Origin of the sequence: Natrinema thermotolerans (genome assembly GCF_031165565.1) — an archaeon.
Classification (GTDB): domain Archaea; phylum Halobacteriota; class Halobacteria; order Halobacteriales; family Natrialbaceae; genus Natrinema; species Natrinema thermotolerans.
The window spans coordinates 362,389-387,134 of sequence record NZ_CP101873.1 but is presented as its reverse complement, the minus strand read 5'-3'; the positions used below and the strand labels follow the sequence as shown (position 1 = coordinate 387,134).

Genomic DNA, 24,746 nt, shown 5'->3' with positions numbered 1-24,746 from the left:
GGATTACCACGTCCCCGACCCGCTTGGGTCGTTATCGTCGCTATGTTCGTGAGTGAAGACCGCGTAGCGGAGGGCGTCCATGATGTGGTCGTTCTCCTTCTTCGGCTTCTCCGACTCCCGGCCGTCCTTGTACTGGTAGGCGTGGAACTCGTTGATCGTCTCCTGGCAGAGATCGTGGACGCGGAGTTCGTCACGCTTCGCAGCGACGGCCTTGATCCCCTCCTCGACCGACTTGTCGGACTTCCGGGCGTCGAAGCCGTGCTCGTTCAGCGCTTCGATCGACTTCGGCTCGGCGCTGTCACAGTAGACCGGGCCCGAACCGTGATCGTCCTCCATCTGCTCGAGTTCGGCGGCGATGTCGTCGTTGCCCATCCGGCGGGACTTGCGCTCCTCGGCGACGTACCAGCGGTCGCCGTGGATCCGGATGGCGATGATCGCCGCGTGGTTCGAGAAGCCCCAGTCGACGCCGTAGATCGTCTCGTCCCAGCTGTCCGGGAGGTCCTCCGACTCGACGATGTGCTCGTCGCGGTCGAACCACGGGTAGACGAGGCCGTCGAACTGGGTGAACGCGCCCTCGACCTCCTGCTGGTAGTACGACCCGGAGTACTCGTCCTCGAGGCGCTCGATGTAGTCGTCCGGATTGTGGGGGTTGAGCCACGATGGGACACCGAAGACGCCCCGGACCCGGTCGGACTCGCGGACCTCGTAGACGTCGTCGTGGACGATCTCGGCGTCGTCCTCGTAGAAGCGATCGTAGACCCAGTTGAAGCCTCGAGGCGTCCCGGTCAGGAACGCGTTCCGGTAGTTGCCGACCCGGAGACGGCCGGAGAGGACTTCCCAGGCACGCTCGGCGACTGACGCCGGCTCGTCAATCCCGACCCACGCGAGGTTCGGGCCACGGAGACGGCGGATTTTGCGCTCGTTAGACGCCGTCTGCAGGATGATGCGCGAGCCACTGGGTGTGTGGACACCGGGCTCTTCGCCACCGGGCCCGACGTAGTCGCAGACCTCGAGGAGGCCGAACTCTCGCATCGTCGGGAGGATGGCGTTCTTGATGGTCGGCCAGTCCGGGGCGATGAGCGCGCCCAGTTCGCCGCGGTTCCAGCGCTCGGCGTTCGCCCAGGCGCGCATGATGAGTGTCGCCGTCTTGCCGGCGCCGAGTCCCGAGATGATGACGTGGTTCGAGGCGTCCGACGAGATCGCGGCGTCGCCCTCGGGCCCAGCGAGGAAGTCCTCCTGGGGAGCGAGGCCGGTGTCCGGATGGACGTACGGCCGGACCTCTCGAGAGTCCCGTTGCCGATCGAAGATCGTGTAGCTCGGCTCGGGGAACTCCTCGGCGTACGACGTCGTGGATCGAGTTGTGCTCATGCGTCCACCTCGAGCCACTCCTTGCAGCGCTGGATGTAGTGGCTGTTCCGCCCGTTCTCCTCGCGGTACTCGAGTGCCCGCTGGCAGATCTCGGGCCACTCTGCCTTCGGGACGGTCGGCGTCCCGAGGTAGGAGATGTCCTCCCGGTTGTCGTGCTCCAGGTAGCGCACGGGCATCCGGGAGACGGCGACGATCGAACAGTACTCCTCACTCGAGAGCGGGACGTCCTCACCCTGTTCGTGCTGGACGAAGATGGCGAGGTGTGCGAGCTCGTGGTAGACGGTCTGAAGTGATGCGAAGCGGTCAGTGTGGTAGGCCGTCAGCAGGTTGTAGAAAAAGGCCTGAGCGTTCGCATCTTCGTCCGGATCGATCCGGCCGATCGTGACCGTCTTGCCCGCGAGTTCGGGGTAGTCCTTGAGCGCCACCTCAGTCTTCTCTCGGATGTCCTCCCGGACGTCCTCGTCGGCACGGCCATCGAACGTCTCGAGGACTCGGTAGCTTCCGATGCCGACGACATCGTCGCCGTCGCGCTGGTACGGGATCTGGGTTGTTTCGAGGCTCATGGATCAGTCTTTCTCCGATGTGAGGTAGACTTCGACGCTGCCCGAGCCGGCGTCGTCGTCATCGTGTTCTCCCCACGACTCGGGGTAGCGGTTTTTCAGCACCGAGAGGATCGTCCGGGCGTCTCCGTTCTCGCGGGCCATCTCGAGGAGATCGTCGACGAGCTTCGCCTCGCCAGCCCCTCGCGCGCTCGCGACCCTGTCCGCGAAATCCGCGTAGATGCCTTCCTCCTGGTCGTCGGCTTTCTCGAGCCACTCGTAGAACGTCGTCTGGCCGATGCCGTTGCACCGGCAGGCTGCAGCGACCGAGTGGCCGTCCTCGAGCATCGACGCGATCGCCTCCTGGCGCTGCTTCGTGAGCTTCGGATCGCGACCGCGGTGGGTGCCCTCGCCCTCGTGGATCCCCTTCGCCGACTTCTCGCCGATCATATGGACGTCGGCGAGTTCGTCGACGCTCGCTGCGAGGACGTCGTCGACGGTCTTGAAGCCAGCCTCCTCGAGCGCCTCGGCTATCGCTGGCCCGACGCCGTCGATCTCGGTGAGGTCCTCAGTCATGAGTCAGTCCTTGCGGTCGTGGTCTCGAGGCGGCTCGTTCGCGATCGTGTACTCGAGGATCTCCGGCCCGACGAGGATCGCGCCGATGATCGTCAGCGATGTCATCGGGTCGGCGCCCTGTTGCATCGCGAGGATGCCACCGACGACGCCGATCAGCTGCGTTGTCGCCTTGATTGTCTTGTAAACGGCGAGCGTCACGTGGAATCGCCTCGAAACGGCTTCGTTGCACTCCCGGATCGATTCGCGGGTCGTTGATTTGTGTTGTCTCGTCGCCATGGCATCTATCAGTCCTCTGGACTTCCGCTCTCGTCACCGTCGGATTGCAGATCGTCGACGGCCTGGACGCCCTCGCCCATCGCGTCGTCCCAAAGGTAGTAGCCCGCGCCGACGGCGATCGCGACCGCGCCGAGTAGGATCAGCGAGTCGGGCTGTCGGCCAGTCCACTCCATCGCCAGCCACGTCCCGAAGAACGCGAGTAGGATGGCGCCGGCAATAGCGGTCTTGGCCGTCGTCTTGTAGCCTGTACTGCTACCTGAGTCGGTGTCGGGTGTCATGTGTATCAGGAAATGATGCCGTGAACGTAGGCCTCGAACAGCCAGTCCAGCGGCGTCCAGATGCTGAGGGCGTGCGAGGCCCAGTCGTCCCACATCGCGTAGACGCCGAACGCGGCCACCCAGAAGGACGGCCTCGAGGCGTACCGGCGAAAGCGGACGAGGCCGGCGGTCGTGATCACCGTCCCGACGAGCGTACCGATGGCGCCGGCGACGGCGTAGTACCGCCAGAGCATCACGAACGAAAAGAGGCCGGCAACGACGCCCAGCGAGAGCATGAGCGGCTCTCGGTCGGTGAAACGGTCCCAGGCGTACGTCGCGGCCCAGGCCGTGAGGAGCGCACCCCACGTGAAGTGGTGTGGTGCGAGCGTCGCTCCGTCTGGTTGTGTCTCGAGCATGGTCAGTCAGCGTATGGAAAAGCGCCGGGTCTCGGGTGTGTCAGCGAGAGGCCTTCCCGGCCTGATCCCGGCGCGGGTCGGGACGGCCCGTGGACGTCTGGTAGTCGCGGGTGCTTCCGTCCCGAAGCGGGCGGGAGCGAGTGGGGAGCCCTCGGTCCGACGGGGTGGGGGCGACGTCGGACGTCATCGGGGAACTTCGTTAGACGCCGGCCTCGGGGATATCCTCCGGAACGACGAGCCAGTGGTCATCGTCGGCCTTCGACTCGTCCGATGTCACCCACGGCCCGGCCCACTCGATGAGATCCTCGTCGGTACCGTTGATCGATAGCTCGCGCCACTCGAGGACCAGGCCGTTCAGCTCGTCGACCAGCTCGAGGACGTCGTCGTAGTCCTCGGGATCAATCGTATCGACCGAGCCGGCGTGGCCGTCCGGTTGGACGGTGACACTGGGCCCGCTCGAGATGAGGTGGGGGCCCTCGTACTCGGTCGACTTGCCGGCGGGGAGGTCGCCGTTGATGACGTCGTAGAGGTCGTACTCGCTATACGGGTCGATCGGTGCGTCGGGATCTTTCGGTTCCATGGGTGGATCAGTTGGTGAGTGGTTGGATCGATGCCCGCCCCGTCGTGATCGTCGTGCCGTCGGCGTCGACGACGATCTCCGAGCGCGGGTTGTTCCAGGTCGGCGTCCAGCGGACTTCGTCGACGACGCCCTCGAGGCGGCGACCGGCGAAGCGGACCTCGACGGGCAGCCCCGGTTCGATCGGGTGGACGGTCATCGTCGACCGCGGGCCTCGCGAACAGCGATCGTGGTCGCGGCCTCGAAACACTCCGTGTCGTAGCTCGAGAGATCCTCTTGAGACTTGAGGTAGCCAACGAGGTGCTTCAGGAGGTTCAGTTGGACCGGCTCGCCGACCTCCGCGAGTCGATCAGCGAGTGTTTCAGCACGAGCGAGCGCTTTTCGTCGGCTCAGCGGATCCGAGTCAGCTCGGCCGGCGATCGATCCGCAGTCCTCGCAGACCGTGCGGACGGGGTACTTCGCGATCGCCGTGTTGTCGACCTGCCGAGTGCCCTCGAGTGGGCCTTCGGGGCCGATCTCGCCCGGACCGGTCTTGTGGGCCCGGACCGACACGGCCCGAGTGGCCTTCGGCTCGAGGTCGTGTCCAGTAATCCCTGAGTACGCCCGAACGTGGCTCTCGTTGGCTTTCAGCCGTCGAAAGCAACACGAACAGATCGAGGGGTTGTTGAAGACGTAGCGCCGGAAGACACGGTCGGGTTCGTCGCGGCCCTGGACCTCGTCGATGGTGTGGGCTGTGGTGGACATGGGTGCAGGAGAAGCCGATGGCTGTCGGCCACCCCCCGATGTCGTCGTTGCCTCGATCGGGGAGCGATAGGAGACAGCCGTTGCTATCAGTTATGGTGACTGTCGGGCTTAAAAGCGAATCAAATAGTGCTACCTTTCCGATATCGTGAACGCCCGATGGGCCCCCACGACGTTGTCGTACTCCTCGCGAAGGTAGTAGATCCGTCGGCGTTGATCCGATGGGTGGTTGTAGCTACTGACGAGGCCCGCGTCCTCGAGTGTGGGGACGGCCTCGCGGATCGTCCGCCGTGTGAGTGCCGTTGCGTCGACGATATCGCGCTGGGAGAGTGGCGCGTCTTCGGCCTCGAGCGTCTTGTAGACGAGTCGGACCGCGGCCGATTCGTCGGCGATCTCCTTGGGGAGTTGCTTAGGCATCGGTTGTGTCACCTCGGTCGAAGTCGATCGCGACGACCCCGTCGGCCTCGAGGACGGTCATGTCCAGGCGGACCGCGTCCGAGCGGCAGATGAACGCGACCTCGCCGCCGACGCGATCGGTGACCGTGACCATCCGTTCGAACGGGCGGAACTCCTCGTGACCGTCGGGGACCGCGGGCCCATCAATCTCGACCCAACCCCGCGGGATCTCCCGGGCCATGTCGATCGAGATGACGAGGCAGCCGTCGCGAGGCTCGTTGCCCAGCTGCTCGAAGCGGTCGCGGGCCTCCAGGAGGGTCTCGATCGAGGCGGGACCCTCGACCGTCGCGACGTCGTCGTCCTCGAGAGCGTTCTGCCAGAGTTCGACGGTGTCCTCGAAGACACTCACGCCGTCTCACCTCGAGCTCGGCGGGAAGGCATCTCGGCATCGTCATCGACCTGGTTGGCCACCGACTTCGACAGTGCGTCCGGTGCGTGACGCTCGAGCCACTCCTCGATCGCGTCGTCCTCGAGGCCAGCGGAGAACGGCGTCTCGTCGACGTCAAGCAGCCGGCAGTCTGCGGGCGGCGCGTTCGTGATCCCGATCCCGCCGGCGCGCCGCGTCGCCGATGTCCAGGTCGACGTAACGATCTTCCGGCGGCCGGAGTCCGGCCGGTATCGGACCATGTGGAGCTCGCCGTCGACGGCGACATACCACCAGTAGGCCATCTCGGTGATGTCCCTCGCGTAGATGCGATAGACGAGATCGCCGTCAGCTTCGCGGACCGGCTCGAGCCACTCGTGGTAGGCGTCGCGAGTCTGGTACCAGGGCTTGTCGGCGTACTTCGACGTCGGCTCGGCGCCGAACGTCGCGAGCGTCGCATCGCCCCAGACCTCTCGAGGCCCGATCTCGTCTTCGTAGTCCGGGTGAACGATGTACCGTGTGTTCGCCGGCTTCGGCGGCTCGGGGTAGTGGTTGATGCTGCCCCGACGCTTGTCGTCGGTCGCCTTCTGCTCGAGGCCCTCGAAGCGATCGTGGATGTACTCGATGGCCTCGTCGCGCGACTCCACCGATCGGCCGCCTTCGCCCCACGTACCACCGTCGAACTGGATGAGACAGTAGACGTCGTTGCCGTTCATCGGCGGCCGGACACCGATCGCGTAGTGGTCGTTCTCGCCAGGGTGGATCCCGCCCGTGCTGACCTCCTTGCGGTACTTCGTTCGGCGGCTCACGCTGTTTCACCTCGAACTGCACCGCGGATCTTCCGCGAGTCCGCCTTCGAGCAGTCGTAGCAGAGGTAATTGTGCGGGTGGTCCTCGCCGCGATCGATCGCGTAGAGCTCGCGATCGACGGCCGCCGGGTCAAACGTTTCACCGCAGTAGGTGACGCCGACGAGGCTCTCGACGCAGTAGCCGTTGTGTCCGTTGTCGAGATCGACCACGTAGCCGGTCGTCACGAGTCGTCACCCCCTCCGGTTCGCGTAGAGTTCTCAGACTGTGAGATAGGCTGATCAGTGCCCGTCTGTAGTGTTCGGCCAGAATTTGACGAATCGAACGCTGACCCTCGAGGGGGAGAGTCAGAATCATCCAGTTTTGGCCGTCCATCGCAGTCGTGGTTAAGGATCTCGTGAGCCGTTTCGAACCCGGTCTCGCAGAGTTCGCAGTAATGGCTTTGCTCAGTACCGCTGCTGCAGTTACCGGAGTCAGTCATCGTTCTCACCTCGAAGTCGGAGTTTTTCGACCTGTGCGTTCGCCAGCCCGATCACATCGTCTCGCGGTTCCTCGACGCACGAGAGGTTCGATTCGATCTTCTCGCGGAGCTTCCACCGGTCGTTGATCCCAAGCCGGACGTCGCCGTTGCCGTCCTCGGCTCGGAAGAGATCGCCGTTGCGACAGGCGGCCGTGATCGCCTTGTCGAGTTCCTCGAGGCCGAAGCGGCCGTAGCCGGCGCCGTGGAGCGTGCCGATGACCGACGTCTTCTTCGCGAGCGGCGGCTGTTTGCGACCCGAGTTGTAGTCGACGGCACGGACGAGCGCTTCGTAGACCTCCTTCGAACGCTTGCGCCGCTCTGCTTCCGTCTGGGTGGTAGAGGAGCGGGCCATCTACGTCACCCGCACCTCCTTGTTCGTCTTCGGCTCGTAGGCGTCGCCTTTCCGTTTGAGCTTCTCGATCTCGTGTTTCGCCTTCTCCTGGGAGATGCCCATCTCCTCGAGTTTCTCGAAGACGTCTTCGTAGGGGACGCCACCGGCTTTGCCGGCTTGCAGCTCTCGGATGACGGCCTTGACGTTCTTGACTCGGTCGCGCTGGGGCTTCGAGGAGTTCGCCTCGACGATATCGGCGTCGAACTCGCCGTCCTCGTTCATCCCGTAGTCCTGGAGGGACTCGCCGACCAGCCGCTTCGCACGCATGATGTCCTCCTCTTCGATCCACTGCGAGAGCCGGGCCCGGGCGCTCGCCTCGGCGATCCGGTGCATGTCCTGAAGCTTTCGCAGCGTGATCGGCACCGGCGCGTCCTCGTCGTAGCCGTTGACGCCCCGCATCCGGACGTAGGCGTCCCGGAGTTTGTTCCGCATCTCCTCGGTCCGGAAGCGCGGGTCGGGGAGCTGTCGCACATAGGCGACGTACTTTCGCAGGAGGTCGTGGTCGATCACGCGATCGTCGTCATCGGTGCCGTCCGCCTCGCCGGCGCGTTTGGCTTTCGCCGCCTCTTTCGTCTCGAGGACGTGTTCGGCCTTCTCTCGGTCCGTCTCTTCATCGGGCTTGTCCTGCAGCTTGAAGATGAGCGCGAACCGGGAGAGGAGCGTCTCGCTCAGGTCGATCTGCTCGCTGTCGGCGACGTAGTCGTCCCATCGGTCGTGTTTCGGGTTCCCGCCGGCGAACACCGACGTCTCCGACGGGAGCGTCGTGTTGATCCCCGCCTTGTTGACGTCGACCTTCATGTCGGCCATCGCGCCGTGCATCGAGTCCTGGACATCTTCGCGGACCTTGTCGATCTCGTCGATGCACGCGAGGCCGTTGTTCGCCTGGACGAGTGCGCCGGCGTCGAGCGTCCACTCGCCGTCCGCCCAGTCGTCCTGCTTCGCGGTGGCGGTCATCCCGGCCTCGGTCGCGCCCTTGCCGTTCGCGAAGACCGACCGCGGCGCGATCTGTTTCGCCTCGCGGAGCAGCGTCGACTTCCCGGTTGAGGCGTCGCCGATCAGGAGCATGTGGAAGACGCCCCGGACCTCGCGGCCGTTATCGAGTTCGACGGTGGCGCCGCCGATCAGCATCAGGAAGATGCCCTCCTTGATGAGTTCGTATTTCTCCCCGGTGAGGTCGGGTGCGATACTGGCGAGGACGACCTCGAACAGAGGGCCGTACTCGCCGTTCGCGATCGCCTCTATCTCTTGCTTGTCCTCCTCGGTGATCTCGAGGTCCTCGAAGTCGGTGTCGGAGATCTCGATGTGGTGACCCTCGAGGTAGGGCTTGAACCGGGCGCTCTTCTTGCTGTTTGACCCCTCCTGCTGCAGCCGGAGGCGGCCGGTGACGCTGACGCGGTCGCCAGGTTCGGCCTGATCGCAGAGATCGTCTTCGACGGCGATGTCGATCTTAGTCCCGTCGCCACCGCCGATCACTTCCGGAGGCTCGGCGAGTCGGAGCAGTTGCGCGTCGACGAACTCCGACTGGTCGAAGTTGATGCGGAACGGCCCCTGTCGCTCGCAGCCTTGGCACTCGTGGGGTTCCTGGAAGTCGTCGCTCGTCCCGGACTGCGGGACTCGGGTGAGCGATCCACAGAGCTGGCACTCGAAGGCGGCTTCCTCGATCTTCGGGTCGACGTCGGTGGCCTTCTCGACCTGCCCTTCGACCGTGAGGAAGGGAGTCTTCTTGTGGCGCTTCGTCGGGGAGAACCACCCCGGGTAGAACGAGTCAGTCCCGTTCAGATTGTACACGCGGACGTGTGCGTTCCCGAGCGAGACGTCGATCGGGAGGTCGTACAGCCGAAGCGCCTCTTCGGCGTACCGCTGGAGCTGTTCTGGCTGGCCGAGGTAGTCGTCCGCGAGATCGGGATCGTACCGGAAGAGGTCCTCCCAGTCGACCTCGAGCGAACGTTGCTCGTTCGGGTAGTGCTGGGCAAGCGTCCGGATCTCGTCGTCGTAGTAGTCGCGGAAGAACTCCTGGAACGAATCCACGAGTTCCGCGTTTGCAGCGTCTGACTGGGCCGACATTACTCGGTCCACCTCCGTTCGACCGGTGTTGCGGAGGTGTGTAGTCTACACAACACCGAACGAGCGGTGTTGCGTCGTTCGAATGCGAGCGATGCGAGCGATGTGCGAGCGTACCGTTGACTAATCGACATTTGCTTTCTTGAATTACTTCAGGGGATTTTCTCCCAATTCAACCGTCCTTGTACTCAGAACGGTCCTGGGGGCGGGGGCCCCCTCATGAGGTGTTGTGTAACCGCAACACCTCCGCAACAGGTGTTCACCCCGACAACACCCCCTCGTGGATCCGGACGCCGGCAACCGTCTCCGGGAGTTCGGTCGGCGACTTGACGATCAGACGCGTGTTCTGTGAACTCGAGCGAGACTCTTTCTGGAACCGGCAGATGCTCTTGTCACCGACCAACTCCTCGGCCTTCTCCATGACGTCGTAGGTGTTCGTCCGGTGGATATCGACATCGGCAGCCTCGAGGACATCCTGAATGCGACCGCCGTCGTACTCTTCGCGACCAGTCGCTCCGCCAGTGACTCTCGCCGCGTGCTTCAGCACGATCGCGGCCTGCTGGTCGCGCTTCGCGGCGCTCTTCCGGGCAACCGACTGGTACAGATCGGCCGCCTGGTTCATCTTGTTGACCTGGTCGCGAAGTTCGACCACGCGCTGGCGGAGCTGCTCGTTCTCTTCCTCGAGACCCTCGACGCGATCGACGGCGCGCTGGGCGGCCTCGACAGGTCCGCACTCGGTCGGGTCGATCTCGTCACCGGCGAGGCCGTAGATGAGTTTCCGGAAGGCGACGTCGTTGGCCGCGTCCTCGTCGAGCGACTCGTCGGCGTGCCGGGCGTCGGCGTAGTCGTTGGTCACCGCTGCTCACCTCCATCGGGATCGTAGAGGATCTCGCCGGCACGCGCGATCCGGAAGTCCGGACCCGCGACGAGACCGCGGACCCGTTTCTTGAGCGTATCGTCAGCCCGAATATCGGTGTGACGACGGTACAGCTTGTGGAGTCGGGTGACCTTGACCGGCTCCCCTGGCTCGAGGTGTTCGATCACGGCCGCGTCGCGATCGTCGTAGTCGGCGGCCTCGTCGATGGAGTCCTCGTGCAACGCTTCGAGTTTCGCGACGCACTCCTCGAGGTCCTGAACTTTTGCGAGGGCGCGTTGGGCAACCTCGAGGGCGTCCTCCGGGCTGACAGCGGGCTCGTCAGACAAGGCGGATCACCTCGTAGTCTCCGACGCAGCCGGAACAGACCGTCAGCTCACCGTGCTTCGGGTGATCGATGACGTACTCGGCGTCGTCCGTGCAGCCGAGCGCTCCGCAGAACGGGCCGAACCCGTCGTCGGTATCGACGCTCATGCCCCGACACCTCCAGATCCTGATACACTGTATGCACAGTGTACCAAGAAAGGTGTACTACCGAAACGCCCGAAATCATCGATATAGGGGGCCGTACCCGGTGGAATAGTGAATTTATCTCCATCTCTATCACCCACTCTGGCCGATCTATCCCCCTATGAATTCAGATCAGGCATTCTGATAGGCCTAGAATTCAATATCATCGGTCAGTGAGAATGGTGATAGAAATTGAGATAAATAGTAGGATGGATACTCGAGCGGTCGTGACGCCGACCGTCCTAAAGCAGCAGTTGGGTGATGCGTCGCACCGGCCACGGTTCGGAGACACGACTCGAGCGGGATCGATCGGCTCGGACTTCGTTTCGCTCGCTCGAGTCACGGCCGCGGCTCGAGGACCCGTGTCACTCGGGACGATCCTGTAACGATCATCGCGAAGTCAGCACCGATCGTTCGGTCGTCTCGAGGATGGGCGAGGTGAACCCGATCGAAAGTCGCTCGTCGTCACGCGGTGGTCGTTCACTCCTTCGCCGTTTGCGGTGGTTTCGGCCCACACTGTCTCGGGCGGTTCTCACCGCGGGTCGATATCGCTCATTGCTCGACTGGTACTGACGGGACTCACTGCCGTCCCCGCAGTCGGGGACATGGCTGACGACGAGTACTCTTCCTGAAGACCTCTCATCGGTGTTGAGTTGCGCTACGACAGTCGATTTACGGCCTGAATCGTCGTTTTCCTCACCAGCTATCCCGTCCTCTATCTTCTTTCTCTCGCTCCGCTTAGAACGGTCCTGAGCCGTTTCACGTCGTTCCGGAGTCCGCCGTCGACTCTCGGTTTCTATCGCCCTCGTGGTCGAGTGCCCTTGGAGAAGGGGTCCGTCTCGGGCGGGCGGACGCTCGTGTTGTGTGGTGGGCCGGACGATGCGTGCCGCCAGGTGATAAACAATATATCGCTATATCCATTCTGGTTGCTGAAGCCGGGCATGCCAAGACTGATCCCTTGGATTGAACAGCGGGAGCTGTCTCCTCGTCGCGGCATACGGGGAACGCAGTGGAACACAAACCCTATTTGACAGTAGAAATATATTATTTGTATGCCATCACCGATTCATCCCCCGCCCGCACAACCGGGAGATACGGTTGCGATACTCGCGCCCTCGTCGATGGTCGCCAGCCAAGACTGTATCGATATTGCAGTAGAGCGTCTCCGCTCCCGATTTGACCTCGAGCCGGTTCTCTACGAAACTGCACAGCAGAACGGGGAATACCTCCGCGAGCATCCACGAGAACGAGCCGCCGACGTTATGCGCGCCTTCGAAGATCCGGACATAAGCGCGGCGATTGCCGTCTTCGGTGGAGATGACCAACTTCGGATCCTGAAACACCTCGACCCGGACATTCTCCGAGAAAATCCAACTCGGTTTTTCGGATACAGTGACAACTGCAACCTCTCGTTGTATCTGTGGAATCTAGGAATCGTCTCCTATTCGGGTGGGCAAGTGATGCCCGACCTTGCCTGTGACCCGGAACTGCATTCGTACACTGCGGAGTATCTTCGCCGTGCGTTCTTCGAGGAGCGACTGGGAGAACTCCACCCGGCATCCGAATGGAGTGACCGTTTCTATGACTTTGACACGGGCGAGCCGCGTGAGTGGTTCGACAACCATGGCTGGGAATGGTATGGCCCGAGTACGACAGTCGAAGGGCGACTATGGGGCGGCTGTTTCGAAATCATCAGTTGGCACCTTCAGACGGAACGATACGTACCGGATACGAGTGATCTAGAGGGTGCTGTTCTCGTACTGGAAACTGCCGACGATGCACCGGATGCCGAGCGGATCGGATGGACGCTCATGTGCATGGGTGAGCGCGGATTGCTCCAGCAGTTCGATGCGGTCCTAGTTGGACGGCCTGCAACGTTTGCCGCCGACGTGAATCGGGAAGAATACTGTGCGGCACAGCGAGAGGCGATACTCGAACAAATCGAACGATATAATCCGGGTATTCCGCTTGTCTTCGGTCTCGATTACGGTCACACGGACCCGTGTATTCCGCTTCCGCTTGGAGCAGACGTGACCGTTGATGCAACGAAGGAGCAGATCTCCGTTTGATTATGAGCGTGCTACCGATCGTCGTTGGACTCCGGTGACGGGTCCTCGTCGCTCGAGTCCCCGTCGTCGGCCTCCCGGAACCACTGTCCGACCGTCCGCTGGCGCTTGCGTTCCCGCAGTCGTTCCTGCAGTCGCTCCTCGAGGTCGGCCTGTAGCTCGAGGCCCCGTTGGTCGTCGATGTCGTGGGCGGTCGCGGCCCGGCCGAGCAGCGAGGCCGAACTCGCGGTGTCGGCGGTGACGCTGGCGAGGTTCCGCCGGCGCTGGAAGATCGTCGCCTGGTGGAGGACGGCCTGCACCCGGTAGTAGGGGACGACTTTCGTGGTTCGCCGCCAGAAGCCGGTCCGCGTGAGGAAGTACCGGTCGCCGACCTGGTAGCCCCGGCTAGTCCATTTCAGGTGGGCGGCGAGCGGGACGAGGACGGCGAGGGCGGCCAGCAGGTACCACCGGCCGAGGAATCCCGTGTACCGCGCCACCAGCGCCGCAATCGCGACGACGGCGGCGACGACGAGCAGGTACCGGATCGCGTACCGCTCGCGCGCACGGCGGGGCGGCGACTCGAGGTCGACCGGGCCGAACGGTTCGATCGCGCGTGCGAGTTCGTTCACCCGGTCGGCGTCGGCAAGCGGGATCGCGGACTCGGTGCCCCTGGAGTCGGACTGTCCGGGCGCGTAGCCGGCCGTCTCGACGCTGAGGGCGGCGTACCCGAACCAGCGGAACGGAACCGACTTCGAGATCGTCAGCGCCTGAACCTTCTCGAGCGGGATCGTCCCGCTGTAGCGCTGCAGGAGTCCGCGCTCGTAGTAGAGTTCGTCGTCGGCGCGGGTGAGCCGGAACCCGTAGTATCGGGTGAACGTAAGCACCGCGCTGACGACCCAGGCGGCGAGCAGGAACAGGAGGAGGCCCCACACGAGGACGAGCGGACCCGTTTCGGGGCCCGGAAGCCAGCCGATACGATCCCCGGGCAGCAGCGTCGCGGGATCGAAGCCGCTGGCAAAGGACAGCGCGATACCGCCGAGGAGGCTTGCCCCGGGGTCGATGGTGAAGACGCTCAGGATCACGAGTTCTCGCGGGCGAATCTCGAACAGGAGCGTTTCGTCGGGGCCAGCGTCGGACGCCGTAGTGTGGTCGTCCGCCTCGAGGGCGTCGTCGGCCGGTTTGCCCCCGCTCGCGCCACGCCGGAGCTGTCGCCTGAGCCGATGGGCCTCGTCCTCCGAGACGTACTCGAGGCTGACTTCGGTCTGACCGCCGCCGGCGGTCTCGATATGGACGGCGGCGATGCCGAGGACGCGACCGAGGACGTTCTGTCTGATGTCGACGTTCTGGATCCGACCGAGCGGGAGTTCGCGGTCCCGACGCGCGAGGACGCCGGAGGTGACGTCGAACGTATCGTCGGTCAGGTCGTACCGGAACCGCTGGTAGTAGGCGAACTCGTAGACGATGCCGACGACGATTCCGACCGCGACGAGACCGAACACCGACAGGAGATCGATCCCGTTCCCGCCGGGCGAGACGACGACGCCGACGACGAAAAACAGGAAGCCGGTATTGAGACTCCGTGACAGCGAACGGACGGCGACCGACGCGGGATGCAGCGATCTCATACGGCGTCTTCACCCTCGCTCTCGATCGCGAGCCCCCGAAGCGACTCCTGAAGCGATTCCGCACGGGCCGGCGTCAGCCCGGGGATCGCGACGTCCGAACTCCGGGAGCCGGCCGTGTAGACCACGACCGTCGCGAGCCCGGTCGTCCGCTCGAGCGGCGAGCGCCGGGAGTCGACGTGCTGGACCCGGACGTAGGGGACGACGGTTCTGACTCGTGTAAAGACGCCGCGCTCGATGTAGAGGTCGTCGTCCCGGAGTTCGAACCGCCAGACACCGTAGCGAAGCCAGGCGACGACGACCCGGAGGACGGCGAGGACGACGGCGATCGCGACGGCGGCCGGCACGAGGATGTCCGGCGCGCCCGCCCAGAGATCGGTCCGGGTGACCCCGATCGCGGCACCGACGACGATCCCACCGAAGATCGCGGCCCGAACCAGCGCAAGGGCCAGCCAGACGACCCGCACTCGCGGCGTGAGCCGTTCCATACCTATCCTGAGGGGACGACCCGATTAAAACATGGGAAAGCGGCGGTGAGTTTGCAACGACCGAGAGCGTCGGCGAGGGAACGACGCTGTCGCTGCCCGAAGTGCAGTTCGGCATCGCCGCGACGCGTACGTTCCCTTCCTCGAGGCCGTGGTCGGGACCAGAACTGCAACGGAGATCGTCCTCACGGGCGAGGAGATCGGGCCCGGGGAACGGGGCTCACGAGGGATAAGTATATGACTGACGTTAACATAGATTACATCGAACGATGGGAGGCGACCGTGCCGAACTCGATCCGTTTGCGCTCAGTTCGGCGGTCGACGACCGACCGGTCGATGACGTGTTCCGGCTGCTTGCGTCGCCGACCGCTCGAGCGACGATCGTCTACTGCCACCAGCAGCCATCGCCAGCGGTCGAGGAACTCGCGGACGTGATCGCCGGCGTGGCCGCCAGCGCCGACGGGACGATCGCGTCGCCGGCCGATCGCGACCGGATCAGGATCCAGTTGTACCACGAGACGCTACCGCGGCTCGAGGACATGGGCCTGCTCGCGTTCGACAGGGAGTCCGGCGACGTCACCGAGACGTCGATCCCGGAGTCGATCCTCGACTGTCTCCGGGCCGTCGAGTGATGACGATGCGGTCGCTCCGAGACGCCTTCGAGGCGGTGGATCAACGGTACAAGACCCTCGACATATACACCGACGACGAGTCGGTCGTGACGGCGCTCCGTCGAGGGTTCGAGACGCGAACCGCCGAGGTGACACATCGTCCGCTGGGGCTACTCGACGGGACCGGCTTCGTGATCGTCCGGGACGCCGAGGGCGCGTTTCGGGGCGCGCTGGGGCTCGAGGGGTTCGAGGCGATCCTCTCGCCGACGGACCATCCGCCGTGGGAGTTGGCCGACGCCGGGCCCGATCCCGCTCACTTGTTCGACTTCCTCGAGAACACGCTGTTTGCGTCCGCGACCCGCGAGCAGTTGCTCGCGACCTCCCGCGAGATCGAAGAGCGGGCGTGGCGGGTCGGTGCCGGCCGGCTGTACGCTGGCTTCCAGCGACCGGCGGCGTTGCGGGCCCAGACGGGGGTCTACGAGCGGTTCGGTGCCCGCGACTCGATCGACGTGACGGTGTTTCTGGCGGGGGAGTGGCCGACCCCGCTCGAGGGCGTCTCGGTCGTCACCGGCTCCGGGGAACTCGGCGCGTTCTGGTTCGTCGTCTTCGACGGCGGCGAGGACGGCAGGCACTGCGGTGCCCTGGTCGCCGAAGAACGAGACCCCGGCGAGTACGCCGGCTTCTGGACGTTCGAACCGTCGATCGTTCGCGAACTGATCGACTACCTCGAGACGAGCTACGACGCGTAGGGGCGAGAGGGGAGAGCAACTGCGAAGAACAAGGGTGACGTATCGGGGGCAGAGACCGTGGTCGCCCCCGCCGTCAGTAGACGAGACGTGAGTCGGTGTCAGTGGGTCGCGGCTCGGACGTCGTCGACGCGATAGAGGTCCTCCTGTAGTCCGTCGCCGTCACAGTCCTCGTTGGGGCACTCGTAGTGCCAGCCGTCCTGGGTCGCCGACCCCTCCTGGAATCGCTCCCCGCATACCTCACAGAGGAGCTGTCCGTCTTCGCACGTATCCCGGTGTAACTCGAGGGCAAGCTCGGTCTGAAACGACTGGTTGCAGTTGCGACAGGTGTGCATATTTCGTCTGACGCGAGCCTTCGCCAAAACTGCTTGGGTTCTTTTATTCCGGCGCAGACACCACTGATTCGGCGTCACTGTCCCGATTTGGGGTCGACGAGTCGGGAAGAAAGAACGGTCAGAAGTCGTGTTTACTCGGCGTCGAGTGTTCCGGTCGCTGGTAGCTCGACGCGGGGGACAGTGCGGCCGACGGCTCGCTCGGGTCACCGTCCGGCGACCGACCGCGAGGGGCAGGACTACCTTTTAGCGCGCCGCGGGGCGGCGACGGTGAGTCGATTCCCCGACAGATTTGTGTTCGGCGATGCAACACTGCAGTGATGAACTCGTTCGTCATCGGTGGGCGACTGTTCGCAGGGGTGTTGCTGATCCTGGCCAACGCCTTCTTCGTCGCCATCGAGTTTGCGCTGACTCGCGCGAGACAGTTCACGGAGGAGGAGTTCGTCGGCGATAACCCGAAACTCGAGCGGGCGTGGGCAATGACCGACGACCTCGAACTCTATCTGACCACGTGTCAGGTGGGGATTACTGCCTCGAGTATCGCGGTCGGGATCGTCGCCGAACCCGCGCTGGCGGCGATCTTCGAGCCGGTGTTCGAGAACACGGCGCTGGCCACGATCGGTAGCGGGGCGATCCTCGCCTTCCTCATCATCAACCTCGTCCACCTGACCCATGGGGAGCAGACGCCGACGTATCTCGGCGTCGAGCGCTCGCGGCTGGTCTGTCGCTACGGTGCCACGCCGTTGTACTGGTTCTACCGGATCATCTCGCCGGTCATCACGCTCGGGGACGGGATCGCGAAACTGACGCTCAAGTTCTTCGGGATCGAGATGACCGGCGCGTGGCTCGAGACCGAGGAGGACGTCATCGAGTCCCGGGCCGACCTGCGAAACCGGCTGGGCTCGATCCTGCAAGAGGGCGATCTCTCCGAGGAACGTCGCGAAGAGGTGATGAACGCGTTCCAGATCGGCGAGCAGTCGATCAGCGAGCTACTGGTCCCGCCCGAGGAGATCGTCGCGCTCTCGACCGACGCCGACCCCGAGGAGAACTTCCGGAAGATGGAGGAGCGGCCCCAGACCCGCTATCCGCTGGTCGGCGACGAACTGACCGACTTCCGCGGTATCCTCTACACGCCGATCCTCGTCAGACACCGCGAGGAACTGGCCGACGGCACCGTCGACTACGAGGAGCTGGCGGCGCCGCCGATGACGCTCTCGCCCGACGCGGACGTCAGCGACGCGGTCGACCAGTTCCAGGCCGAGAACCAGGAACTCGCCCTGGTCATCGAAGACGGCGAGGTCGTCGGCCTCGTCACCGTGACCGACCTGCTCGAGGCGGTAATGGGCGACATCGAGGACCCGCTCGACCAGGCTCAGCTCGAGCCGGTCGATCGCTGATCGATCGCGGGCGCAGTCGGGACGACGGGCCCCGCGAGTGCGCGCGTTCGCTTTTTGTCCGCCGGCGTCGAGGCGATTACCGTGTACGACGACGTTCTGGTTCCGACCGACGGGAGCGCGACGAGCGAGGCGGCGGTCGAGCAGGCCGTTTCGATCGCCGAGGGTGCGGGAGCGACGGTTCACTTCCTCCACGTCGTGGACGTGGGGACGGAGATGTCCGCCGGCGCGTCGGGGAACATCGCCCCGCAGCTCACCGAGACGCTCGAGGAAGCAGCCGAGTCGGCCCTCGACGAGGCCGCGAACCGGGCCGAAGCGGCCGGCGTGAACTACGAACGGCTCACCCGCGAGGGCGACCCCCACGAGGTGATCGAAGCGTACTGCGCCGAGCGCGACGTCGGCCTCGTCGCCATGGGGGCCAGCGGCCAATCGGGCGTGAAAGAACGGCTGCTCGGCAGTACGACCGATCGCGTCGTCCGGAGCGTCGACGCGTCGGTTCTCGTCGCACGACCCTGAGAGGGTCGAGACCACCGATCGAAAACGGGATCCGCGCCGTCTCAGTCGTCCTGTCCGAGGATACCGCGCTGGGCCATCTTCCGGGGATCGAGGACCTCGTCGGCCTCCTCCTCGTCGAGATAGCCCTTCTCGAGGACGACCTCGCGGACGGTCTTGTCCTCCTTGAGCGCGGTCTTGGCGACCTCGCTCGCCTTGTCGTAGCCGATGTGGACGTTCAGCGAGGTGGCCATCGCCATCGACTGCTCGACGCGGTCCTCGCAGTAGGCCTCGTTGGCCTCGAGCTTTCGCACGAAGCGCTCGCCGAAGACCTGGCTCGCGTTCGAGATGAGTTCGGCCGACTCGAGGAAGTTGTGTGCCAGCACGGGCTTGTAGAGGTTGAGGTCGATCTGACCCTCGGCCGCGCCGGCCGAAACTGCGGCGTCGTTGCCGACGACCTGCTTGTGGACCTGGTTGACGGCCTCGGCGACGACCGGGTTGATCTTGCCGGGCATGATCGAGGAGCCGGGCTGGTTCTCCGGCTGTTCGATCTCGCCGAGTCCGTTCCGGGGGCCCGAGGCGAGCAGGCGCAGGTCGTTGGCGATCTTGTTCAGCGAGCCCGCAACCGTCCGGAGCGCGCCGTGGGCCTCGCTCATCGCGTCGTGGGCCGCCTGGGCCTCGAAGTGGTTGTCGGCCTCGCGGAACTGGACGCCGGTCTCCTTCGTGATGTACTCGGCGGCGCGGCCGGGGAACTCCTCGTGCGTGTTGAGGCCGGTCCCGGTCGCGGTCCCGCCCAGCGCGAGTTCGCCGAGGTGGTCACGGACCTGGTCGACGCGGGCCAGCCCCTTCTCGACCTGGGTGCGGTAGCCCGAGAACTCCTGGCCGAGCGTGACCGGCGTCGCGTCCTGCAGGTGCGTGCGGCCGGTCTTGATCACGTCGTCGAACTCCTCTTCTTTCTCCTCGAGCGCTTCGCGGAGCGTGTCGAGCGCCGGAATGACGTCTTTCTCCACCGCCTCGAGGGAGGCGACGTGCATCGCGGTCGGGATGACGTCGTTGCTCGACTGGCCGTAGTTGACGTGGTCGTTGGGGTGAACGACGCGGTCGCCGATCTCCGAGCCCATGATCTCGGCGGCGCGGTTGGCGATGACCTCGTTGGCGTTCATGTTCGAGGACGTGCCCGAGCCGGTCTGGAAGACGTCGACCGGGAACTGGTCGTCGTGTTCGCCGGCGATGACCTCGTCGGCGGCCTCGATGATCGCCCCGGCGACGTCGTCGTCGACGAGTCCGAGGTCGCGGTTGGCCTGCGCGGCGGCCTTCTTGACGACGCCGAGCCCGCGGATGAACCGCCGACTGAACGTGATCCCCGAGATGGGGAAGTTCTGGATCGCGCGCTGGGTCTGTGCCCCCCAGTAGGCGTCCGCGGGCACCTGCATCTCGCCGAGGCTGTCCTCCTCGAGTCGGTAATCGTCTCCGTCTGCCATACGCGGAGCGTCGGAGCGAGTCACGTAAAATCCACCGAAAGGCCGAGATCGTCCGTCCGGGCGCGCTCGCGGAGCGCCGACTGGAGCCGTTCCCGGCCGGTGTCGTGGATCTCGCGGGCCGTCTCGAGGTCGATGTCGTAGATCGTCGGGGACCCCCACGCAAAGGTGCGCGAGCTGGCGGTGTCGACGGCCAGCGAGGCGAGCCCGAGCCGACGCTGGAAGACCGAGCGCCGGGTCGAGACCGTCTGGATCCGGTAGTAGGGGATCACGGTCGTCCGGCGCTTCCAGAACCCGCTGCGGATCACGAGGTGGTCGTCGCCGACGAAGTAGCCGAGGTTGGCGTACTTGAGGTAGGCGGCGGGCGGTACGGCGAGGAAAACGACGGCCGTGAGATACCAGCGGTCGAACGTCGAGACCCGTGCGAGGCCGAACGCGACGGCGACGATCACGGCCGCGACGATGGCGTACCGGCCGAGATACCGGCGGCGAGCCAGCGTCGGCGGACCGCGGAAGTCGGGCGACTCGGCACCGGTGAGGTTCTCGGCGAACCGGTAGACGCGGTCCCGTTTCGCCATCGGGACCGCCGACTGGCTGCCGCCGCCGCTGTCGGGGCCGTAGCCCGCCGTCTCGACCCAGAGGCCGGCGTAGCCGACCAGCCGCTGGAGCGGGTTCTCGGTGACCGTGACCGACTGGACCTTCTCCGCGGGGATCGAGCCGCTGTAGCGCTGGACCAGCCCGCGCTCGTAGACGAAGTCCTCGCCCGCGCGGCCGAGGCGGAACCCGTGGTAGTTCGCGACGGTGTAGATCACGCTCGAGACGTAGGTGAGAAGCGACCACTGGACGGCGGTGACCGCGACCAACACCAGCAGTGGGCCGACCGCCGCGCCCTCGAGCGTCTCCGGCCCGCCGAAGGGCCGAGCGGCGTCGATGACGAACGCGGGCACGAGCCCCGATCCGGAGTCGGCACCGCCGAGGAAGACGAGTATCGCGATCGGAAAGACCGCCGCGCCCCACCGGAACGAGGTCACCGCGTAGAGCAGGAGTTCCCGGGTCTCGAGGTCGAACAGCAGCGTCGGCGCGGCATCGCCTCGGGAGCGGTCCTTGCGCGTGCGCTCGGCGGTGGACGGGACCGATTCGTCGGACGCCGGCCGATCGGACTCGGGGTCGGCGGTCCTCTCTCCGGTGGCGGCCGTCAATCGGCGAATTTCCGACCGGAGCCGCTCCGCCTCGTCCTCGCTGACGAACCGGAGCGTCGCTTCGGTGTCGCCGCCGCCGGCGGTCTCGATCGAGACGACCGCGAGGCCGACCACCCGCTGGAAGAGCCCCTGTGAGATATCGACGTTCTGGATCCGCCGGTAGGGGATCTCGCGGGACCGGCGCGAGAACACCCCCGAGGAGACGTCGAACGTACTCGCGGTGACTTCGTACGTGAACCGGTAGTAGTACGCGATGCCGTAGCCGACGCCGGCGACGAGACCGATCGGGACCAACGCCAGTAGCGGTCCAATATCGATATCGAGAACGCTGGGGCCCAGCCCCACGAGCAGGACCGGGACCGAGAAGCCGGTTGCTCCGTGCTGGAGCGCCAGCATCACGGCACTGAGGGGATGTAGTCGGTTCGTCTCAGACGGCATCGTCGCCCTCGCTCTCGACGGCCAGTTCGCGGAGGGTCTCCTGCAGGCTGCGGGCCCGGTCCGGCGTCAGGCCCGGAATCCGAACGTCGGCGTTCCGAGAACCGGCAGTATAGACCACGACGCTCGAGAGGCCGAGTGCCCGCTCGATCGGGCCGAACTGGGTGTCGACGTGCTGGACGCGGACGAACGGAACGGCGGTCTCGACGAACGTGACGACGCCGCGCTCGAGGTAGAGGGCATCGTCCTGCAGTTCGAACCGCCAGACCTGATAGAGGCGGACGGCGTAGCCGACGGCGAGAACCAGTGCGACGGCGACGGCGGCCGCGATCGCGAGCGGCGGGACGGTAACTCGCCACTGATCGAGGGCGACGAGGGCGACGGCGAGGACGACCGCCGCGATCGCGCCGCGGGCGATCCAGATGAGCCTGATGCGGGGATGAAGCGTCTCCATGTCCGACTCGTGTCAACCCTGGTGGATAAAGCTACGGTTCCGACGGGGCGGAAAGACGAGCGCCGTCGGGGCCAGCGACGGACGAACGGACGGGGGCGTCGTACGGATCGCCGGCAGTCAGTTCCGGCGCGACCGCGAGCCGTCCTGCGATCGGTCCGGTAACCAGTGACAGCGGACCGGATCAGTCGTCGGCGGGGACCGTCAGGACCGGCACCGACGACGCCCGGCGGACGCGGCCGGTGACGCTGGTCGGCGAGAGGTACCGGCGGAGACCGGTCCGAGTCGGTTCGCCGATCACGACGAGATCGACGTCGTTGTGGTCGGCATAGCTGGCGATCTCCGCGGCCGGATCGCCATAGCGGAGCCGTTTCGACACCGAGACGTCGGTCCCGACGGCCGCGTCGTCGACCGCCTCGAGCGCCGTCTCGGCGCTGTCTTCCCGCCGCTCGACGATCACGTCCCAGCCGTCGACGGACGCGGTCATGCGGACGATCGACAGCGCGTCGACTCGAGCGCCGTGTCGGGCGGCTTCCGCGACCGCGACCCGCCCGACCGCAGCGGGCGTCTCACCGTCGACCGCGACGAGAACGCGATCGAATCCGGTCTCGTCGGTCGTCGCTACGTCCGTCGGGATCGATTCGTCCGTCCCGCCCAGTGCCGATGCCATACCTCACGGTATCGGCCACATAATGATATAATTGTCCAGAAAAAGCTGCATGCACGTTCGTATTTTCATTCACCGAGCCCATGTCGGCCCGTGCAGCCGTTTCACGGCGTGAAATCGGCGCCTGTCGACCGCGGTCGCTCGAGGCGGACGGGGCGCTCCCGGAAATCAGTGGGAGAAATGCAGGGGTTCGACGGACGCGAATAGACCGCGAGCGACCGATCGATCTATTCGGCCTCGAGGTCGTCGTACTCCTCGGGGGTGTACGTCGACAGCTCGAGGGCGTGGATGTCGGTGGTCATGTGATCACCCAGCGCGTCGTAGACTTCCTGGTGTTGCTGGACGAGCGGGAGCCCGTCGAAGACCGGGGAGACGACCGTCGCGGCGAGGTGGTCCTCGTCGCCTTCGTCCCGCGCGTGTGTGACCGTGGCGTCGGCGTCCTCGAGGTTCGATTCGATGACCTCCTCGACGGCTGCTGGCTTCATAGGGGAGGGTTGGTCGCTCGCGGCAAAAGCGCCGCGGTCGCGATCGGTGGCGCGACCGGTTCAGAACGGCACGTCGTCGGGCACGTCGCGTCCCGACGATCCGCCGGCCATCCCGTCGAACCCCGTGCTGACGTCGACGTAGTCGATCGCGTCGACCTCGGCCGGCAGTCGCTGCTGGATCGCCTGGGTCGTCATCGAACTGACGCCGCAGCCGCTACAGGCCCCGGTCAGGGCGATCGAGACGCGCCCCGCCTCGAGGTCGACCTCGGTGATCGCGGACTCGCCGCCGTGGGCCTCGATCTGGGGGAAGTTCCGGCGGAGGAACAGCGCCACGTCTTCGCGGACTGCGTCGGCCGGGGACTGGGCCGATTCGGACTCGCTCATGGATGAGCCAAGGGACCGGAACGGTATATACTGTCGGCCGAATCGATTCTCCCCGAGATCGGGGTCGAACGATCGCGACTCGTCCCCGGGACCGCGAGCCGTCCGAGCGACGATGACGGCGACTTTATGATCGCTCGCGACGCCGTCCCCGCTATGTCACTGGCAGCCGAGACGCGACGGGCGGTCGACCGCCGTCCGTTCCTCCGGACCGCCCTGCGGGCCGGCGTCGTCAACTACACCGCCGCGGCTCGCTCGCTTCCGATCGAGGGCGATCCCGACGCGATCGCGACGGCGCTGCGCCGGTACGCCGACGAGTTGCCCGCCCGCGAGACCGACTCCCGCGACGTTCGCGTGCGGATGGAAAGCGGCGTTGGGCGACTCGAGGACGGAGCCGACCGCGACGACGCGCTCGTGACCGTCGGCGGCGCGGCCTTCGGCCCCTGCGGCGGCGATTCGACGGCCATCGTCGCGGCGGGCGAGGTCGACGCGGCCGCCACAGGGGCCGCCCTCGAGCGGCTCGGCGTCGAGGGGATCGCGCCGGACGCCGCGGCCGTCGCCGACGGAACGATGGTCCTCGTCGTCGATCGACGCGCGGGGGCGACGGCGCTGCGGACGGTCGAAAACGCGCTCGAGAACGCCGTCGTCCGCGACGGCGACGACCCGGACTGACGGACGGGGAACGGAATTCAGTCCGCGCTGCTGTCGTAGGCGTCGCCGAAGTCCCACTCGCGGCGGAGGAGTTCTTCGACCCCGTGTTCGAGGATGACCTCGCCGAGGATCGTCGCCCTGTAGTAGGTGTAGAGGCCGTCGCTGTCCCGCTCCGAACGCGCTCGTTTCTCGACGAGCCCGACCTCGCGGAGCTTGCCGAGGTGGTAGTGGAGCGTACTGTCGTCGACGTCGATCATCGAATCCAGCTCCGTGGGCGTCAGCTCGTCCGTGTGAGAGAGTCGATAGAGGATCTCGAACCGGGTTCGGTTCCCGACCGCGGCCTGCATCTCGAGGTACTCCTCGAGGGAGAGGACGCTTCGCTCCGGGAGGAGATCGTTCGGATCGTCCGGGGCGTCGTCGGCCCGAGTGTGTTTCGTCCCCATCGTACCGATGCCTACTCGCTCTCCGTTTTTAGTCTTTGTCAAGCCAACGTTCGCTGAAAACACCCCTATTTATATACTAACCGCGAGTCGCTCGAGG

34 protein-coding genes are annotated in these 24,746 nt (G+C 65.4%); 6 read left to right on the top strand and 28 right to left on the bottom strand.

Features of this window, described 5'->3' with window-relative positions; translation table 11 throughout:
- Positions 1 to 3: 3 nt before the first annotated feature.
- From NP511_RS02035 to NP511_RS01950, 18 genes are all read right to left on the bottom strand, one after another.
- On the bottom strand, positions 4 to 1,368 hold the full coding sequence (locus NP511_RS02035; protein ID WP_049964202.1) for a PBSX family phage terminase large subunit: 1,365 nt from the start codon (positions 1,366 to 1,368) through the stop codon (positions 4 to 6).
- Complete coding sequence (locus tag NP511_RS02030; RefSeq protein WP_049964201.1) at positions 1,365 to 1,931, bottom strand: hypothetical protein; 567 nt, start codon at positions 1,929 to 1,931, stop codon at positions 1,365 to 1,367. The genes NP511_RS02035 and NP511_RS02030 overlap by 4 nt, the downstream gene beginning before the upstream one ends.
- A 3-nt stretch (positions 1,932 to 1,934) precedes the next feature.
- Positions 1,935 to 2,483: a helix-hairpin-helix domain-containing protein gene (locus NP511_RS02025; RefSeq protein ID WP_049964200.1), complete on the bottom strand. Its 549-nt coding sequence runs from the start codon at positions 2,481 to 2,483 to the stop codon at positions 1,935 to 1,937.
- 3 nt (positions 2,484 to 2,486) lie between these two features.
- Positions 2,487 to 2,759 carry a hypothetical protein gene (locus tag NP511_RS02020; RefSeq protein WP_006649642.1) on the bottom strand — a complete coding sequence of 91 codons (273 nt, stop codon included), beginning with the start codon at positions 2,757 to 2,759 and terminating at the stop codon, positions 2,487 to 2,489.
- An 8-nt stretch (positions 2,760 to 2,767) separates the two neighbouring features.
- Complete coding sequence (locus tag NP511_RS02015) at positions 2,768 to 3,037, bottom strand: hypothetical protein (protein ID WP_049964199.1); 270 nt, start codon at positions 3,035 to 3,037, stop codon at positions 2,768 to 2,770.
- 5 nt (positions 3,038 to 3,042) lie between these two features.
- Positions 3,043 to 3,432, bottom strand: coding sequence for a hypothetical protein (locus NP511_RS02010; RefSeq protein WP_049964198.1), 390 nt, complete (start codon positions 3,430 to 3,432; stop codon positions 3,043 to 3,045).
- A gap of 199 nt (positions 3,433 to 3,631) precedes the next feature.
- Positions 3,632 to 4,012 carry a hypothetical protein gene (locus NP511_RS02005; RefSeq protein WP_049964197.1) on the bottom strand — a complete coding sequence of 127 codons (381 nt, stop codon included), beginning with the start codon at positions 4,010 to 4,012 and terminating at the stop codon, positions 3,632 to 3,634.
- 7 nt (positions 4,013 to 4,019) lie between these two features.
- Positions 4,020 to 4,208, bottom strand: a complete 189-nt coding sequence (locus tag NP511_RS02000; RefSeq protein ID WP_006649639.1) for a hypothetical protein — start codon at positions 4,206 to 4,208, stop codon at positions 4,020 to 4,022.
- A complete protein-coding gene (locus NP511_RS01995; protein ID WP_049964196.1) occupies positions 4,205 to 4,753 on the bottom strand; it encodes a hypothetical protein in 549 nt (182 codons plus the stop codon). The genes NP511_RS02000 and NP511_RS01995 overlap by 4 nt, the downstream gene beginning before the upstream one ends.
- Positions 4,754 to 4,882: 129 nt before the next feature.
- Positions 4,883 to 5,167: a MarR family winged helix-turn-helix transcriptional regulator gene (locus NP511_RS01990; RefSeq protein WP_049964195.1), complete on the bottom strand. Its 285-nt coding sequence runs from the start codon at positions 5,165 to 5,167 to the stop codon at positions 4,883 to 4,885.
- The gene (locus NP511_RS01985) at positions 5,160 to 5,555 is read right to left on the bottom strand and encodes a hypothetical protein (RefSeq protein ID WP_049964194.1); all 396 of its coding nucleotides are present in this window, start codon (positions 5,553 to 5,555) and stop codon (positions 5,160 to 5,162) included. Before NP511_RS01985 ends, NP511_RS01990 begins: the two co-directional genes overlap by 8 nt.
- The gene (locus NP511_RS01980; protein WP_049964193.1) at positions 5,552 to 6,379 is read right to left on the bottom strand and encodes a hypothetical protein; all 828 of its coding nucleotides are present in this window, start codon (positions 6,377 to 6,379) and stop codon (positions 5,552 to 5,554) included. Before NP511_RS01980 ends, NP511_RS01985 begins: the two co-directional genes overlap by 4 nt.
- On the bottom strand, positions 6,376 to 6,603 hold the full coding sequence (locus NP511_RS01975) for a hypothetical protein (protein ID WP_049964192.1): 228 nt from the start codon (positions 6,601 to 6,603) through the stop codon (positions 6,376 to 6,378). The genes NP511_RS01980 and NP511_RS01975 overlap by 4 nt, the downstream gene beginning before the upstream one ends.
- Before the next feature lie 246 nt (positions 6,604 to 6,849).
- Entirely contained in the window at positions 6,850 to 7,248 is a 399-nt protein-coding gene (locus NP511_RS01970; RefSeq protein ID WP_049964191.1) for a hypothetical protein, read from the bottom strand.
- Positions 7,249 to 9,351: a minichromosome maintenance protein MCM gene (locus tag NP511_RS01965; protein ID WP_049964190.1), complete on the bottom strand. Its 2,103-nt coding sequence runs from the start codon at positions 9,349 to 9,351 to the stop codon at positions 7,249 to 7,251. It abuts the gene before it with no gap.
- Positions 9,352 to 9,607: 256 nt separating this feature from the next.
- A complete protein-coding gene (locus NP511_RS01960) occupies positions 9,608 to 10,204 on the bottom strand; it encodes a hypothetical protein (protein WP_049964189.1) in 597 nt (198 codons plus the stop codon).
- Positions 10,201 to 10,551 carry a hypothetical protein gene (locus NP511_RS01955; protein ID WP_006649631.1) on the bottom strand — a complete coding sequence of 117 codons (351 nt, stop codon included), beginning with the start codon at positions 10,549 to 10,551 and terminating at the stop codon, positions 10,201 to 10,203. Before NP511_RS01955 ends, NP511_RS01960 begins: the two co-directional genes overlap by 4 nt.
- Positions 10,544 to 10,696 (bottom strand): hypothetical protein, encoded by a 153-nt coding sequence (locus NP511_RS01950; RefSeq protein WP_162834883.1) that lies wholly within the window; start codon positions 10,694 to 10,696, stop codon positions 10,544 to 10,546. Before NP511_RS01950 ends, NP511_RS01955 begins: the two co-directional genes overlap by 8 nt.
- Positions 10,697 to 11,784: 1,088 nt before the next feature.
- Here NP511_RS01950 and NP511_RS01945 point away from each other — a divergent pair.
- Positions 11,785 to 12,801 (top strand): S66 family peptidase, encoded by a 1,017-nt coding sequence (locus NP511_RS01945; protein ID WP_049964188.1) that lies wholly within the window; start codon positions 11,785 to 11,787, stop codon positions 12,799 to 12,801.
- 11 nt (positions 12,802 to 12,812) lie between these two features.
- Here NP511_RS01945 and NP511_RS01940 read toward each other — a convergent pair whose 3' ends face one another.
- Together NP511_RS01940 and NP511_RS01935 are read right to left on the bottom strand one after the other, a co-directional pair.
- Positions 12,813 to 14,402: a PH domain-containing protein gene (locus NP511_RS01940; RefSeq protein ID WP_049964187.1), complete on the bottom strand. Its 1,590-nt coding sequence runs from the start codon at positions 14,400 to 14,402 to the stop codon at positions 12,813 to 12,815.
- Complete coding sequence (locus NP511_RS01935) at positions 14,399 to 14,887, bottom strand: PH domain-containing protein (RefSeq protein ID WP_049964186.1); 489 nt, start codon at positions 14,885 to 14,887, stop codon at positions 14,399 to 14,401. Before NP511_RS01935 ends, NP511_RS01940 begins: the two co-directional genes overlap by 4 nt.
- A gap of 266 nt (positions 14,888 to 15,153) precedes the next feature.
- On the opposite strand from NP511_RS01935, the gene NP511_RS01930 reads away from it, so the two are divergent.
- Positions 15,154 to 15,516, top strand: coding sequence for a DUF7344 domain-containing protein (locus NP511_RS01930; protein WP_006180876.1), 363 nt, complete (start codon positions 15,154 to 15,156; stop codon positions 15,514 to 15,516).
- Positions 15,516 to 16,244 carry a DICT sensory domain-containing protein gene (locus NP511_RS01925; protein WP_049964185.1) on the top strand — a complete coding sequence of 243 codons (729 nt, stop codon included), beginning with the start codon at positions 15,516 to 15,518 and terminating at the stop codon, positions 16,242 to 16,244. Before NP511_RS01930 ends, NP511_RS01925 begins: the two co-directional genes overlap by 1 nt.
- 98 nt (positions 16,245 to 16,342) lie before the next feature.
- Here NP511_RS01925 and NP511_RS01920 read toward each other — a convergent pair whose 3' ends face one another.
- Positions 16,343 to 16,576, bottom strand: coding sequence for an HVO_2901 family zinc finger protein (locus NP511_RS01920; protein WP_006180878.1), 234 nt, complete (start codon positions 16,574 to 16,576; stop codon positions 16,343 to 16,345).
- 317 nt (positions 16,577 to 16,893) lie between these two features.
- Here NP511_RS01920 and NP511_RS01915 point away from each other — a divergent pair, with 317 nt between their 5' ends.
- Positions 16,894 to 17,970: a CNNM domain-containing protein gene (locus NP511_RS01915; RefSeq protein WP_049964184.1), complete on the top strand. Its 1,077-nt coding sequence runs from the start codon at positions 16,894 to 16,896 to the stop codon at positions 17,968 to 17,970.
- 81 nt (positions 17,971 to 18,051) lie between these two features.
- Entirely contained in the window at positions 18,052 to 18,483 is a 432-nt protein-coding gene (locus NP511_RS01910) for a universal stress protein (RefSeq protein WP_049964551.1), read from the top strand.
- A gap of 41 nt (positions 18,484 to 18,524) precedes the next feature.
- Here NP511_RS01910 and NP511_RS01905 read toward each other — a convergent pair whose 3' ends face one another.
- The 6 genes from NP511_RS01905 to NP511_RS01880 form a co-directional block, all read right to left on the bottom strand.
- Positions 18,525 to 19,940, bottom strand: coding sequence for a class II fumarate hydratase (locus NP511_RS01905; RefSeq protein WP_049964183.1), 1,416 nt, complete (start codon positions 19,938 to 19,940; stop codon positions 18,525 to 18,527).
- Positions 19,941 to 19,960: 20 nt separating this feature from the next.
- Complete coding sequence (locus NP511_RS01900; protein ID WP_049964182.1) at positions 19,961 to 21,532, bottom strand: PH domain-containing protein; 1,572 nt, start codon at positions 21,530 to 21,532, stop codon at positions 19,961 to 19,963.
- Between the two features lie 31 nt (positions 21,533 to 21,563).
- Positions 21,564 to 22,025 (bottom strand): PH domain-containing protein, encoded by a 462-nt coding sequence (locus tag NP511_RS01895; RefSeq protein ID WP_006648707.1) that lies wholly within the window; start codon positions 22,023 to 22,025, stop codon positions 21,564 to 21,566.
- Between the two features lie 181 nt (positions 22,026 to 22,206).
- Positions 22,207 to 22,692: a universal stress protein gene (locus NP511_RS01890; RefSeq protein WP_049964181.1), complete on the bottom strand. Its 486-nt coding sequence runs from the start codon at positions 22,690 to 22,692 to the stop codon at positions 22,207 to 22,209.
- A gap of 224 nt (positions 22,693 to 22,916) precedes the next feature.
- Positions 22,917 to 23,174: a BolA family protein gene (locus NP511_RS01885; protein WP_049964180.1), complete on the bottom strand. Its 258-nt coding sequence runs from the start codon at positions 23,172 to 23,174 to the stop codon at positions 22,917 to 22,919.
- Positions 23,175 to 23,234: 60 nt separating this feature from the next.
- On the bottom strand, positions 23,235 to 23,558 hold the full coding sequence (locus NP511_RS01880; RefSeq protein WP_049964179.1) for a NifU family protein: 324 nt from the start codon (positions 23,556 to 23,558) through the stop codon (positions 23,235 to 23,237).
- Between the two features lie 153 nt (positions 23,559 to 23,711).
- Here NP511_RS01880 and NP511_RS01875 point away from each other — a divergent pair, with 153 nt between their 5' ends.
- Complete coding sequence (locus NP511_RS01875; protein ID WP_233274289.1) at positions 23,712 to 24,227, top strand: DUF7523 family protein; 516 nt, start codon at positions 23,712 to 23,714, stop codon at positions 24,225 to 24,227.
- Between the two features lie 17 nt (positions 24,228 to 24,244).
- Here NP511_RS01875 and NP511_RS01870 read toward each other — a convergent pair whose 3' ends face one another.
- Complete coding sequence (locus tag NP511_RS01870; protein WP_049964177.1) at positions 24,245 to 24,649, bottom strand: winged helix-turn-helix domain-containing protein; 405 nt, start codon at positions 24,647 to 24,649, stop codon at positions 24,245 to 24,247.
- Positions 24,650 to 24,746: the final 97 nt, after the last annotated feature.